This window comes from Limnospira fusiformis SAG 85.79 (assembly GCF_012516315.1).
Taxonomy (GTDB): Bacteria; Cyanobacteriota; Cyanobacteriia; order Cyanobacteriales; family Microcoleaceae; genus Limnospira; species Limnospira fusiformis.
In genome coordinates, this window is the sequence record NZ_CP051185.1 from 4,341,544 (window position 1) to 4,356,251 (window position 14,708).

Below are 14,708 nucleotides of genomic sequence, written 5' to 3' on the forward strand. Positions count from 1 at the left end.
TGGTGAAAGACTATGGCAAGCAACTCATCATATACCCTGACCGAATTAGAAAGCGCGATTATTAGAGAGCCGTTATTAGTAACAGTAGAAACAACGGCGAGGGAAGCGATCGCGCTGATGAGTGAAAGTCGCGCCAGTTGTAGTATATCATCAAAAGCCAGTGTTCTATTAGAGGAAGTTTATGGAGAGGCGCGTTCCAGTTGCGTCTTGGTAGTAGAAGGGGAGCAATTAGTAGGTATTCTGACTCAGGGAGATATCATCCGACTTTGTACAGAAAAAAGACCCTTAGAGCAGTTATTGGTAGGGGAAGTCATGACCGCCTCAGTATTAAGCTGGAGGGAGTCAGAATTGAGCGACTTTTTTGAAGTGATTGATTTGCTGAGGAAAAATCAAATCTGTCACCTACCGCTAGTGGATGATAGCGATCGCCTAGTAGGGTTAATAACCCATGAAACTCTGCGTTATATTAGCCACCCCATAGACCTGCTGAGATTACGAACGGTAGAAGAGGTAATGACAACAGAGGTTATTTGTGCTAGTCCTGAGAGTAACCTGCTAGAAATTGCCTGTTTAATGACACAATACCGGGTCAATTGTGTAGTTTTAGTAGAAACCGATTTCGTGAACAATTCAACGGCTGTCAATGTTCCGGTCGGGATCCTGACCGAGGGAGATATTGTCAAGTTTAATACCTTCTGCTTAGACCTAGAAAACTATAGCAGTAAACAGTTAATGAGTACCCCAGTGTTCTCGGTCGCCACCAATGAGAATCTGTGGAGAATTCATGAGTTGATGTCATCCCAATATATCCGGCGAGTTCTAGTCACAGGTTCCCATGGTGAACTCTTAGGGATAGTGACCCAAACCAGTATGCTCAAAGTGCTAAATCCTCTGGATCTGTATAAAATGACGAAGATTTTAGATGGTCGCATATCGGAGTTAGAATTAGAAAAAATTAGCATTTTAGAAACTCAGGCGAAACAACTAGATGAACAGGTCAAAAAACGGACTTTAGAACTAGAACAGGCGCACCACAGAGAACAACTGGTATTTGAGATTACCAACCGGATTAGGTCTTGGTTAAATTTACCGGAAATCCTGGAGGAAACGGTTAAACAAGTCCGGATTTTGTTAAATTGTGATCGGGTAGTAATCTACCAATTCAACCCAGATTTGAGCGGTGATATCGTAGCGGAATCAGTAATGGAACCCTATACATCCTGCTTAGATAAAAATATTAAAGATACCTGTTTTCAGGACAACCCATCAATGTATCAAGACGGAAAGATTTTCGTAGCACCAGATATTGATCAGGTGGGATTAAGTGAATGTCATTTATCTCTGCTCAAACAATTTGAAGTCCGAGCAGATTTAGTAGTTCCAATTGTTTTATCTAACCATGAAGCGGAAAGCCAATCTAAGAGTTTGTGGGGTTTATTTGCGATTCATCAATGTAGTAATACGCGGCTGTGGTTATCAGAAGAAATCCAGATAGTCCAACAGTTGGCGCTACAGGTAGCGATCGCTATTCAACAAGCGATCGCCTACGATGACCTACAAAGGGAACTACAGGAACGCCAACAAATTCAAACCTGTTTACAAGAAACAGAAGAACGTTATGCGACTCTGACAGATTTAATCCCGGTGGGAGTTTTTCGGACGGATAAGGAGGGTGATTGTATCTATGTCAATGAGGAATATTGTCAGATGACGGGACGTATTCCTGGGGAAACAATTGGTTTATCTTGGCAAATTTCTGTGCATCCTGAAGATAGCGATCGCATTAATGAAGCCTGGAAACAGACTCAAGTAAATCATCACCCATTTAAGGAAGAATATCGTTTAGAAGCCGGGGAAAATCAGTTGTGGGTGTTTGGTCAAATTGTCCCGGAATTTAGTGTAGAAGAAACAGTAAATGGCTATGTGGGTACTATTACAGATATTAGCGAACAGAAAGCGGCACTTTGTGAACGGGAAAAAGCGGAAACCGCATTACAAGATCTTAATCAATCTTTAGAAGCGACGGTCAAACAGCGAACCCAGGAACTTTCTCACCTTAGCGATCGCCTACAATTAGCGATTAAGTCAGCCCAAATGGGAATTTGGGATTGGGATATTTCTCAGAATCATCTAACCTGGGATGATCAGATGTATAAAATTTATGGAGTCTCACCTTTAGAGTGTCCCCAGACAGTGGAATTATGGAAAAACTCCCTACACCCAGAAGACGCTGAATTAACTCAGGCAATTTTACAGGAAAGTCTGCGAGGGGAAAGGGAATTTAATCCAGAATTTCGGATTGTACGTCCTGACGGTTCTATAGTTTTTATTAAAGCAAATGCTCTAATTATTCGCAACCCCGAAGGAGAACCTCAAAGGATGATCGGTACTAATGTTGATATTACCGAGAGTAAACAAGCCGAGTCCGACCGCCAACAATTACTAAGGGAGTTATCCGATCTAAAGTTAGCCATAGACCATTCAGCGATCGTAGCTGTTACTGATGCGAGTGGAGTGATTACCTACGTCAATAATCGCTTCTGTGAAATTTCCGGTTATTCCTCGGAAGAATTAATCGGTAAAAGCCATCGTATCGTTAACTCAAGATGCCATCCCCCTGGTTTTTTCGCGAATTTATGGCGGACTATTTCTAGTGGTAAAGTTTGGCATGGAGAAATTTGTAATCGCTCTAAAAATGGTTCTATTTACTGGACTGAAAGTACCATTGTCCCTTTTTTAAATTCCCATAAAAAAGTCTCTCAATATTTAGCTATTCGCTTTGATATCACCGCTCGCAAACAGGCGGAAGCTAGGCTATTAGACTATTCCCATGAGATTGAGGACTTATATAATAAAGCACCCTGTGGCTATCATTCCCTCGATGCTGAGGGTCGCTATGTCAAAGTTAATGATACGGAACTGCAATGGTTAGGATACTCTCGTGAACAATTACTTGGGAGACGTTTAGCAGATTTTCTCACCCCGGACAGTCGAGAGATATTTGAGAGTAATTTTGAGTTATTTAAACAGCAAGGATATCTCAAAGATATGTTGCTGGAGATGATTAGTAGTAATGGTCACGTTTTCCCGGTACTCTTGAATTATAGCGCCGTTTATAATCCCCAAGGTGAATATCTTTATAGTCGTTCAACTTTGTTTGATATTACCGACCTAAAATCAGCGCAAATAGCCTTAGAAAAAAACCACAACCTTCTACAGTCAATTACCCTCGCACAATCCCAGTTTATTACATCGGAAAATCGCCTAACTATTTTTGATGGTTTACTTAGCAGCTTGCTAACTTTAACTGATAGTGAATATGGCTTTATTGGCGAGGTAATGTTCCGAGATAATGGGGGAGCAACCATGGAAGAAACTTTCCTAAAAATTCGGGGAGTTCCTTATCTAAAAACCCATAGCATAAGTAATGTGGCTTGGGATGAAGCCACGGAGAAATTTTATCAAGAAAACCATGAAGAAGGCATGGAATTTGATAATATGAATACCTTATTTGGGGCGGTAATTATGACCGGGAAACCTGTTATAGCTAACAGTCCTAGCAGTGACCCACGCCGGGGAGGGACTCCTAATGGTCATCCCCCTTTAAATAGTTTTTTGGGGTTGCCATTTTTTAGCAGTTCGACTCTCGTGGGAATAGTGGGAATTGCCAATAAACCAGGTGGCTATCATGAGGAAATGATTGATTATTTACAAGCCTTTTTAGTTACCTGTGGCAATTTAATTGAAGGGTATCGTTTACACCGGAAAAGAAATGAGGCGGAAGAGGCTAAGAAAGCCGCTGAACAGGAAATTGCTAAACAGTTGGCGAGTATTGAAGCTGCGGGGGATGGTATTGCTATTGTTCAGGATGATTTGTATCAGTATGTAAATCACGCTCATTTGGTCATGTTTGGTTATTCTGAACCTGAAGATTTAGTCGGTCATAGTTGGAGAAAAATCTATTCTCCTACAGAAATTCAACGCTTTGAAAATGAGGTTTTCCCGATTGTAATGCGCGATCGCTACTGGACTGGAGAAGCGATCGCCACTCGTCAAGACGGGACGAGTTTTGCGGAAGAATTATCTCTGACCCTAACGGAAGATAACCTGTTAATTTGTGTCTGTCGAGATATTAGCGATCGCCGAGAAACCGAAGCCAAACTGCGCCAGACTAATCAGGAATTGATGCGCGCTACCCGTCTGAAAGATGAGTTTCTCGCCAATATGAGTCATGAACTACGCACCCCCCTTAATGCTATTTTAGGAATGACTGAGGGTATGCAAGAAGAGGTATTTGGTACTTTAGGCGATCGGCAAAAACAAGCATTACAAACTATTGAACGCAGCGCCAGTCATCTCCTGGAATTAATTAACGATATTTTAGATCTGGCTAAAATTGAAGCCGGGGAAATGAAACTAGACCTTAATTATACTTCGATTCGCCCCCTGTGTCAATCTAGTATAGCTTTTATTAAGCAGCAAGCCTTTAAAAAAGGGATTTCCATTAATGTACAAATTCCCCAAGCCTTACCAGACTTATATATTGATGAACGCCGCCTGCGTCAAGTGTTAATTAACCTCCTCAATAACGCGGTTAAATTCACCCCATCCCGAGGTAAAATTAGCCTGGAAGTTAAGTTACAGCCACCCCCGATAGACAGCGATAAATCCCGAGTCCGTTTTGCTGTGATTGATACGGGAATTGGTATTAATGAAGAACAATTATCAAAACTGTTTAAACCCTTTACTCAAATTGATAGCGCTCTCAATCGTCAATATGAGGGAACAGGTTTAGGATTATCCCTAGTTAAACGCATTGTCGAAATGCACGGAGGTACTGTTAATGTGATTAGTAAAGTGGGGTCAGGAAGTCAGTTTATTTTTGAGATTCCTTGTGATGATATCTTAATCGGAACTAACACCCCCCATCTATCATCTAATACCTCGGATTTCCTGACGAAAACTGAAGATGTGGCTCAAGTTTCTCCCCTGATTTTAATTGCTGAAGATAACGAAGCTAATATCATGAGTTTGTCGAGTTATTTGGGTGCTAAAGGCTACCGTTTAATTATTGCTAAGGACGGTCAACAGGCGATTGATTTAGCACAATCAGAATCTCCTAATTTAATTCTGATGGATATTCAAATGCCGGGAATAGATGGCTTAGAAGCAATTAACCGTATCCGCCAAATCCCCACCATGACCCAAGTGCCAATTATTGCCTTAACCGCCTTGGCTATGACAGGCGATCGCGAAAAATGCCTAGAAGCTGGCGCAAATGATTATGTAGCCAAACCCGTTAAATTAAAACAACTCAACGCCAAAATTCAGGAAATTTTAGACTTATAATTGGAGACTTATAATTGATGCAGCATTCAGGAATATGAAACTATTGTGTTTAAGTAATGGTCACGGGGAAGATATCATCGCTGTCAGAATACTGCAACATCTGCGAACACCAGTTAATAACCTAGCCGCTTTACCCTTAGTAGGGGAAGGAAAAGCCTACCAGCAATTACCGGATATTCCGATTATTGGGAGAGTCCAAAAAATGCCTTCTGGGGGATTTATTTATATGGACAGTTCCCAACTCCTGGGAGATTTGAAAGGGGGGTTATTACAGTTATTATATTCCCAGGTGCAGACCGTCCGCCAGTGGGGGAAAGAGGGGGGATTTATTTTGGCGGTGGGGGATATTGTCCCCCTATTTTTAGCCTGGTTAAGTGGTGCAGAATATGCTTTTGTGGGGACGGCGAAATCTGAATATTATTTGCGGGATGAAAACGGACAGTTATCTCGCCAGTCCTGGTGGCAAAAATGGGAGGGGTGGTCAGGTTCCGTATATTTACCCTGGGAACGTTGGTTAATGACTCATCCCCGTTGTCGGGTGGTGTTTCCCCGCGATAGACTGACCACGGAAACTCTGCAAAGGTGGTCAATTCCGGCTGTTGATTTGGGTAATCCTATGATGGATAATTTGGAACCTGGGGGAATTATTGCGCCGTCGCCACCGGGTGTGTTAAACTTGACTTTATTGCCGGGTTCTCGTAGTCCAGAGGCTTATGAGAATTGGCGGTTAATTCTAGCAGCAGTATCGCAGCTAAAAATCTCACCCCTCCGGTGTTTGGCTGCGATCGCACCTAGTTTAGATTTAGACCCCTTCGGTTCGGTTCTGAAGGCGACCGGGTGGGTTCCGGTTGATGGTCATACCAGCAAGGAACAACAATTGTTTCAGCGCGACCAAATGACTATGCTGCTGACCCGTGAGGGGTTTAATGATTGTCTCCACCTAGGCGATATGGCGATCGCTATGGCGGGGACGGCTACCGAACAGTTTGTCGGTCTGGGAAAACCTGCGATCGCTATTCCCGGAAAAGGTCCGCAATTTACACCAGCCTTTGCTGAGGCACAAAGTCGCCTACTCGGTCCGTCACTAATTCTTGCCGAAAATCCCCAAGCAGTGGCAGGAGTGGTGCGATCGCTTCTACAGGACTCCCCACAACTAGCCACTATTGCCGCTAATGGTCGCCGCCGTCTCGGTGAAGCCGGGGCAGGCGATCATATTGCTGACTATCTCATATCACAAATTTTCCCAAATGTCAAGGGTTAGCCATGACGTTTTTGATGCCACTGCCAGCCATGGCTAATGATATCGTGAATTTGGGAATATTGAGGATTCCAGCCCAAGATTTCCTGGGCTTTTTCGCTAGTTCCCACCAAACTGGGGGGGTCTCCGGGGCGGCGATCGCATTCTACCGTTTTAATCTCTCGTCCCGTGATTTCCCTAGCGCTTTCAATCACTTCTTGAACCGAGAAACCCTTACCATTTCCGAGGTTAAAAAACTCAGTTTTCCCCCCCGACAATAGATATTGTAACCCCAAAACGTGAGCATCTGCCAAATCACTAACATGGATATAATCGCGGATACAAGTACCGTCAGGAGTCGGATAATCAGTTCCAAAAATAGAGATATGATCTCGTTTTCCTAGGGCTGTAAATAGGGTGAGGGGGATTAAATGAGTTTCCGGGTCGTGGTCCTCTCCCAGTAATCCATCAGGGTCAGCGCCAGCAGCATTAAAATAGCGAAAACTGACCGATCGCAAATTATAAGCCGTGTCAAAATCCGCCAAAATTCGTTCAACCATTAGCTTACTCGCGCCATAGGGACTAATGGGATTTTGGGGGTGGTTTTCAGGAATCGGAATAATTTGGGGAACCCCGTAGGTCGCACAGGTAGAAGAAAACACAAACTTATCAATTCCCGCCGAGTTCATCGCCCCCAAAAGTGTGAGAGTTCCCACCACATTATTACGATAATATTTCTCAGGATTAGTTACCGACTCTCCCACATAAGCATAGGCGGCGAAGTGCATCACCGCGTCAATTTTCCGGCTAGAAAATAGCTGATCCAATAAAAGGCGATCGTTAGTATCTCCCTGGATTAATTCCACCTTCAGCACATCTTCCACCAATTCTTGATGTCCGTAAACCAAATTATCAAGAACTATCGGATTATAACCCGCCCGTTGCAAAGCCAAAACCCCATGGGAACCGATATAACCAGCCCCTCCCGTAACCAAGACATTTACCTGATTTTCAGACACTTTCAAACATCCTTTAATTGTCAATCTTCTAGGACTCGTGACGAAACATCAACCGCCTTAACGTCAATAGTTCCCGGTGGAGTCAGACGGGTAAAACGTCCCTGTTCAATTTGAATAGGCTCACCACAATTCGGACATTGACATTGAGTCTGATTTAGGGCTATAAACTCATGGGAACAGACCGGACAGGAATCTTCAATCAAATTCCGGTTTAGCCACCACCGCGCCCCAAACACTAAAATAATGGGGGTGATGACAGCCAGACCAATCAGAATCAGAATCGAGTTGACTAGCCAGCCCAAACCAACTGAGGCTAACAAACCCATGATTCCTATAACCACGATCCAATTGCCAATTCCTGACCAGTTAAATTGTAGGGTTGGTCGTTCCTGGTTCACAAAATCATCTCCTTGAGAGTTCAGGGCCTCTATTGACCATCAATGCAGCCTCACCCCATTGTAACACCAGAGCCGATTATTTGGTCAAAATAATTAATTGCTCAATGACATGAATCAAGGCATTTTCTGTCTGAATATCGGCATCCATACTATGGGACCCTTCAACTGTGATAGTCTCCGAACCCACCTCCACCGGAATCGACAAATTTTCCTGAGTTGCCAAATATCTATATATTAACTCCTCCGAGGTGATGGCATCACTGTCATCTCCATCATACCTCATAATCCTAATTAACTGTTCGATATTATTACCTTTGAGGAGGTTTTCTAAAACCGTCCTGGGAAGTTTAGAAAAGGCTTCATCTGTGGGGGCTAAGATAGTAAATACACCCTCTTGGCGGAGAACATCCATTAATCCCGTCAGTCTTAAAACCGTGGCTAGGGTACTAAAACGGCCATCATTTAGCAGTAAATTCATCACATTTTGATTAACCGCCCGTCTGACGCGATCGCTTGGAAATTGGGCAAATTCCGCCCGCTGGTCTGATTCCCAGCCCAACTGCAATTCTGGGGAACTTTCGGCGATCGCCCTCCCAGTTCCCACCGACATACTGAGAATCATTCCCATTCCCAGAGACATAGCAATTTTACCCAGATAATTCGTACCACTAAAGATAGCCATGTTTTTTCACTCCCCAATGAAGCTGATAGTTGATTAATCCATCCTAGTCATAATTACCACAATTATTTCCCCGGTCAGGGATAATCGTCTACACCCTCCCCCAAAAATCTCCACGATTAGCGGAAATATCATAATTATAGCCCATTACCCGCCATAGTCAACCCATCATCATTAACCTGGCTGCAAGTCAACGTTAAGGTGTCGCTATTAACATTCCTAATCGTTGCATTAGTCATCACATCAAGGAAATTATCAACGGGAACAAAATCGCAGTTATTAACGTCCGTCCCCAGAGTCTGTCAGGTAGGGCGAGTTGATTAATCAAGTCGTGAGGATGAGAATTGCCAGCAGAACCCGCCCCGACAATTAATAATTAATAATTAATAATTAATAATTGAGGATGATAATTGCCAGCAGAAACCGTCCCGAAAATTATTAATATAGGCTGTATTATCTTTCATCATCAAGATAGCTAGATTCCAAAGTTTCCTCTAAACTAAAGGGTGACTCCTTTGGCAAAAAATTTAACTTAATCCCTGTTTCATCCGACGCTTTTATACGTGCTTTTTGATAACAATCTTTAAATACTTCTGTAAGTAGAGGTTTCAAGCTGGGACTGTCTTCTAACAAACCTTCAATACAAATCCGTTGTTCTGTAATGGTGCTGCGCCAACTCTCACTGCGTTTTGTGGGTTGATAGTGCCATTTTAATAAGTGCATTAACAACACAATTAAACGGCTTTTTAATTCCCGTTTTTCATTTCTTCCCATACTTTCAATTTCTTCAATCAAATTGGCGACATCAACTTGAGTAAATTGATTTTCTTTTAACTGTTCAGCCGTGATTTGTGTCCAGAGGTAAAAATCTTCCTCATATAAATTATTTGGTGTTTTCATAGAATACCCATATCCTTGGCGATCGCTCAACCCGCCTAGAAGTTTATCAAACCATAAACCACATTCCGAAGCCGCTTTCTGGTGAGGGCGGGCGGGTTTATTAATCAAGTCGTGAGGATGAGAATTGCCAGCAGAACCCGCCCCTACAATTAATAATTAATAATTAATAATTAATAATTGAGGATGATAATTGCCAGCAGAAACCGTCCCGAAAATTATTAATATAGGCTGTATTATCTTTCATCATCAAGATAGCTAGATTCCAAAGTTTCCTCTAAACTAAAGGGTGACTCCTTTGGCAAAAAATTTAACTTAATCCCTGTTTCATCCGACGCTTTTATACGTGCTTTTTGATAACAATCTTTAAATACTTCTGTAAGTAGAGGTTTCAAGCTGGGACTGTCTTCTAACAAACCTTCAATACAAATGCGTTGTTCTGTAATGGTGCTGCGCCAACTCTCACTGCGTTTTGTGGGTTGATAGTGCCATTTTAATAAGTGCATTAACAACACAATTAAACGGCTTTTTAATTCCCGTTTTTCATTTCTTCCCATACTTTCAATTTCTTCAATCAAATGGGCGACATCAACTTGAGTAAATTGATTTTCTTTTAACTGTTCAGCCGTGATTTGTGTCCAGAGGTAAAAATCTTCCTCATATAAATTATTTGGTGTTTTCATAGAATACCCATATCCTTGGCGATCGCTCAACCCGCCTAGAAGTTTATCAAACCATAAACCACATTCCGAAGCCGCTTTCTGGTGAGGGCGGGCGGGTTTATTAATCAAGTCGTGAGGACGAGAATTGCCAGCAGAACCCGCCCCGACAATTAATAATTAATAATTAATAATTAATAATTGAGGATGAGAATTGCCAGCAGAAACCGTCCCGAAAATTATTAATATAGGCTGTATTATCTTTCATCATCAAGATAGCTAGATTCCAAAGTTTCCTCTAAACTAAAGGGTGACTCCTTTGGCAAAAAATTTAACTTAATCCCTGTTTCATCCGACGCTTTTATACGTGCTTTTTGATAACAATCTTTAAATACTTCTGTAAGTAGAGGTTTCAAGCTGGGACTGTCTTCTAACAAACCTTCAATACAAATCCGTTGTTCTGTAATGGTGCTGCGCCAACTCTCACTGCGTTTTGTGGGTTGATAGTGCCATTTTAATAAGTGCATTAACAACACAATTAAACGGCTTTTTAATTCCCGTTTTTCATTTCTTCCCATACTTTCAATTTCTTCAATCAAATTGGCGACATCAACTTGAGTAAATTGATTTTCTTTTAACTGTTCAGCCGTGATTTGTGTCCAGAGGTAAAAATCTTCCTCATATAAATTATTTGGTGTTTTCATAGAATACCCATATCCTTGGCGATCGCTCAACCCGCCTAGAAGTTTATCAAACCATAAACCACATTCCGAAGCCGCTTTCTGGTGAGGGCGGGCGGGTTTATTAATCAAGTCGTGAGGACGAGAATTGCCAGCAGAACCCGCCCCGACAATTATTAATTATTAATTGTTAATTATTAATTATTAATTGAGGATGAGAATTGCCAGCAGAACCCGCCCCGACAATTATTAATTATTAATTGTTAATTATTAATTATTAATTGAGGATGAGAATTGCCAGCAGAACCCGCCCCGACAATTATTAATTATTAATTGTTAATTATTAATTATTAATTGAGGATGAGAATTGCCAGCAGAACCCGCCCCGACAATTATTAATTATTAATTGTTAATTATTAATTATTAATTGAGGATGAGAATTAGCAGCAGAACCCGCCCCGACAATTATTAATTATTAATTGTTAATTATTAATTATTAATTGAGGATGAGAATTAGCAGCAGAACCCGCCCCGACAATTATTAATTATTAATTGTTAATTATTAATTATTAATTGATGCCGAACTATTAAAATTATAGCTCATCACCCCAATAGTCAAACCATCATCATTAAGCTGGCTGCGAGTCAACGTTAAAGTGTCGCTATTAACATTCCTAATAGTTGCATTAGTCATCACATCAAGGAAATTATCAACCGGAACCAAATCGCAGTTATTCACGTCTGCAGCCAGAGTTTTATAGTGGGTGGGAATCACTAATCTAGGGTTGAGGGAAGCAATTACCGCCGCCGCTTCCGTCGGAGTATAAGCCTTCGGACCTCCACCCACAGGAATTAACAACAAGTCGGGGCGACCAATCAAAATCCTTTCTTCAATATTAATAGGTCCGGCTAACCCTCCCATGTGCAGAATTCTGATACCACCCTGAGTCCATAACCAGGCGACATTCTGACCAAACCTGCGACCTCTTTCACGGTCTTTAATAGTGCGAATACCTTGAATTTGGGTTCCTTGAAATTGATAAACTCCCGGTTCATGTAATAGCGCCGGATTATTGGGAAACCCATCAATCGACCCTTCATCAAGTAACCGACTGCTAATTAACACCAGGTCAGTCTCTATTTTCGGGCTACCAAATCCGGCGGTACATCCAATTTGTCGAAACGGATTTACCAGTATCCGCAAACCATCCCCAGTAAACAGAAAACTCGTATGTCCAAGCCAGCGAATAGTCAAGTTAGATTCACTGGGTGTCTGCGCTTGGGAAACCTGCCACCGCGCACCAAATCCCGCAGCCAAGGTAACTATAGCACTGGTTTTAGCTAGGTGGATAAACTGTCGCCGTTTCATAGCAATTATATGACCCAAATATTACCGAAAATTTACCGCTAATTGATTAGCTTTCTACTGCCATTAACCGACAACTCTTTAGGAAGTTCTTAATTAAGGTTTTCCCAGCCGTTGTCAAGATGCTTTCCGGGTGAAATTGCACACCCTGAATATGGGAATAATGGCGGTGTTGAACTCCCATAATTGTACCATCATCCACCCAGGCGGTCACTTCTAGCACCGGTGGACAGGTTTGGGAGTCTATGACTAAACTATGATAGCGCGTCGCGGTAAAGGGGTTCTCTAAATCGTGAAATACCCCCTTGCCGTTATGATGAATGGGGGAGGTTTTCCCGTGCATCAACTCTGGGGCTGAGATAATCTTCGCACCGAAGGCTTGACCGATGCTTTGATGTCCGAGACATACCCCTAAAATCGGTAAGGTTTTACCTAATTCTCGGATAATGGCTAGGGAAATTCCGGCATCTTCTGGGCGACCGGGACCGGGAGAAATGACTAAACCATCGGGTTTTTTATGTCTAATTTCTTCAACGGTGATGCCATCGTTTCGGTAAACTTCTATGCGATCGCCTACCGGATTTTCTGCCCCTAATTCTCCTAAATATTGCACCAGGTTATAGGTGAAACTATCATAGTTATCAATGACGATTATCAATGTCTATACTCCTTGCAGCCACAGTTGAGTTGCCGTTAACAAAGCTGGTAAAATCAGCACTCCCGCCACTAATAAAGCTGCCAAAGACGAGATTAACACAGCCCCCGCCGCGCAGTCCTTAGCAATGCGTGCCAATTCATGATACGACTTTCCTACCGTTAAATCAACTACCGACTCAATGGCTGTGTTCAACAATTCCAAAGCCATGACCGCGCTGATAGTTAAACCAATAATAGCAATTTCTACAAAGCTAAGATGCAACCAGAAACCGAGACTGACCGCTAAAGTCCCTATGGCTGTATGAATGCGAAAGTTGCGCTGGGTCCTGAATGCGTAAGCCACACCATTCCAGGCGTATTTAAAGCTAACCAATAGGTTATTGGCGATCGCCCAAGACTGAGATACTCGGTGGTTAGCGGTTTTCGTCTCTGGGGTGGTGGGAATATAGGCGTAGTTGACAGACCGAGGACCTAATGGGGTGGGAAGTGCCGAAACAGAGTTTTTTTTAGCTTTCATGGTTGGGTATCCTTAAATCAGCATTCTCTAGGAATATCAGGATTTCTGATCAATTCTGGGTGCAATGTAGCACAATCGCGGCTTAGTTCAGATTTTCTTCCGACTCCCAGGCGTAACCTGAACCAATTTGCAGGTTAACCGTCTGTAATAGGGCTTTTTGCTGATCCAACATTCGAGTTAAACTGCGATCGTCGGGATGGTCCCACCCCAGTAGGTGTAATAGGCCATGACTGGTCAACCATGCTAACTCGGTTGTAAGATTATGCCCTGCCTGTTGTGCCTGTCTAAATGCTGTTTCCACTGAAATTATTATATCCCCAAGATAGCAGGGATGCAATGAGAGGTGTTCTGCTGGCATCACAAGGCTGGTTTCTAGCGCCGCGAAGGATAGTACATCTGTAGCCTCGTCTAACTGCCTATATTGGGCGTTAAACTCCTGTATTTCCCTATCGTCCGTCAAACGCAGACTAAGTTCATATCCCTTAGCCGGGGGTAAATACGGATCAAGTTGTTGTAACCACTGACAAAACCATGATTCCCAGGTTTCTGGTGCGATCGCCTTTTCCGCCAGTTCCCCCAAGCGCAGAGACTCTCCCTCTTTCCCCCACCAGAAATTATCTTCAATATTAACTTCTAACTGCACCTTCTCACCCCCCAACAGCATTTAATCTTTAACGGGTAAGATAGGCGAGACCCACCAGCAAGCCAATGAGACCCACAGTAGTCAAGAAAAAGTGAAATAGTGATTTTGAACCTTTCCTAACCATATTCCGCATTGCCAGTTTCACATAACTCGGTTGCCCTTCAGTCGCCGAAACCCGAGTTTCTGGGTTAGTAGTTTCAGGCGAAACCGGAGTTTCTGGGTTAGTAGTTTCATTCGTAGTAGTCGGGTTAGTCATGGTCTAGGGTTAAAACATTCAATTAGTAACTTGCCATCAATTGTAAGCCATATTCAGAATTTCACAACTCCGGCGATACCCCCACCTACCCCCCAGACCCTCATTATCGAGTTCCCACCACCAAAACTAATTCCCCGGTGGGGTAAGGCGGGTTTATTCATAAAGTCGTGAGGAATTCAGCACCACCCCCATATCGTCCGTAAAGAAACCCGCTTTCTCCCCCAGAAGTCAAGAAACCCCGTTTCTCAGCCGAAACCCTAGGGCGGGTTTATTAATCGTGGTAAATTGAGAATTAACAGAGGAATTATCCGGCTACAATGTTCATTATAGCCAGGTTTCTCCCCCATCAGT

The 14,708-nt window shown here is 42.7% G+C and carries 13 protein-coding genes; 2 read left to right on the plus strand and 11 right to left on the minus strand.

Annotated features, from left to right (window positions below; all coding sequences use genetic code 11):
* The first annotated feature begins 12 nt into the window (after positions 1–12).
* Both HFV01_RS20330 and HFV01_RS20335 read left to right on the plus strand, forming a co-directional pair.
* Positions 13–5,349, plus strand: coding sequence for a PAS domain S-box protein (locus HFV01_RS20330; RefSeq protein ID WP_006617061.1), 5,337 nt, complete (start codon positions 13–15; stop codon positions 5,347–5,349).
* A gap of 34 nt (positions 5,350–5,383) precedes the next feature.
* Positions 5,384–6,610: a lipid-A-disaccharide synthase-related protein gene (locus HFV01_RS20335; protein WP_006621050.1), complete on the plus strand. Its 1,227-nt coding sequence runs from the start codon at positions 5,384–5,386 to the stop codon at positions 6,608–6,610.
* Here the strand turns inward: HFV01_RS20335 and galE are convergent.
* The 11 genes from galE to HFV01_RS20390 form a co-directional block, all read right to left on the minus strand.
* Complete coding sequence (gene galE / locus HFV01_RS20340; protein WP_006616977.1) at positions 6,607–7,605, minus strand: UDP-glucose 4-epimerase GalE; 999 nt, start codon at positions 7,603–7,605, stop codon at positions 6,607–6,609. The genes HFV01_RS20335 and galE overlap by 4 nt on opposite strands.
* Before the next feature lie 20 nt (positions 7,606–7,625).
* On the minus strand, positions 7,626–8,003 hold the full coding sequence (locus tag HFV01_RS20345) for a V-type ATP synthase subunit I domain-containing protein (protein ID WP_006616978.1): 378 nt from the start codon (positions 8,001–8,003) through the stop codon (positions 7,626–7,628).
* Between the two features lie 76 nt (positions 8,004–8,079).
* Positions 8,080–8,685, minus strand: coding sequence for a fasciclin domain-containing protein (locus HFV01_RS20350; protein ID WP_193520341.1), 606 nt, complete (start codon positions 8,683–8,685; stop codon positions 8,080–8,082).
* Positions 8,686–9,135: 450 nt separating this feature from the next.
* Positions 9,136–9,690: a DUF29 domain-containing protein gene (locus HFV01_RS20355; RefSeq protein ID WP_006621053.1), complete on the minus strand. Its 555-nt coding sequence runs from the start codon at positions 9,688–9,690 to the stop codon at positions 9,136–9,138.
* A 125-nt stretch (positions 9,691–9,815) separates the two neighbouring features.
* Positions 9,816–10,370, minus strand: a complete 555-nt coding sequence (locus tag HFV01_RS20360; protein WP_318285833.1) for a DUF29 domain-containing protein — start codon at positions 10,368–10,370, stop codon at positions 9,816–9,818.
* A 125-nt stretch (positions 10,371–10,495) separates the two neighbouring features.
* Positions 10,496–11,050, minus strand: a complete 555-nt coding sequence (locus HFV01_RS20365) for a DUF29 domain-containing protein (RefSeq protein ID WP_006621053.1) — start codon at positions 11,048–11,050, stop codon at positions 10,496–10,498.
* Between the two features lie 430 nt (positions 11,051–11,480).
* Positions 11,481–12,287: an MBL fold metallo-hydrolase gene (locus HFV01_RS20370; protein WP_046321040.1), complete on the minus strand. Its 807-nt coding sequence runs from the start codon at positions 12,285–12,287 to the stop codon at positions 11,481–11,483.
* 46 nt (positions 12,288–12,333) lie between these two features.
* Positions 12,334–12,942: an anthranilate synthase component II gene (locus HFV01_RS20375; protein ID WP_006621055.1), complete on the minus strand. Its 609-nt coding sequence runs from the start codon at positions 12,940–12,942 to the stop codon at positions 12,334–12,336.
* A gap of 3 nt (positions 12,943–12,945) precedes the next feature.
* Positions 12,946–13,458, minus strand: coding sequence for a diacylglycerol kinase family protein (locus tag HFV01_RS20380; protein ID WP_008054318.1), 513 nt, complete (start codon positions 13,456–13,458; stop codon positions 12,946–12,948).
* Between the two features lie 82 nt (positions 13,459–13,540).
* The gene (ybeY, locus tag HFV01_RS20385) at positions 13,541–14,122 is read right to left on the minus strand and encodes an rRNA maturation RNase YbeY (RefSeq protein WP_008054319.1); all 582 of its coding nucleotides are present in this window, start codon (positions 14,120–14,122) and stop codon (positions 13,541–13,543) included.
* Positions 14,123–14,129: 7 nt separating this feature from the next.
* A complete protein-coding gene (locus HFV01_RS20390; RefSeq protein ID WP_006621058.1) occupies positions 14,130–14,357 on the minus strand; it encodes a DUF3285 domain-containing protein in 228 nt (75 codons plus the stop codon).
* Positions 14,358–14,708 lie beyond the last annotated feature (351 nt).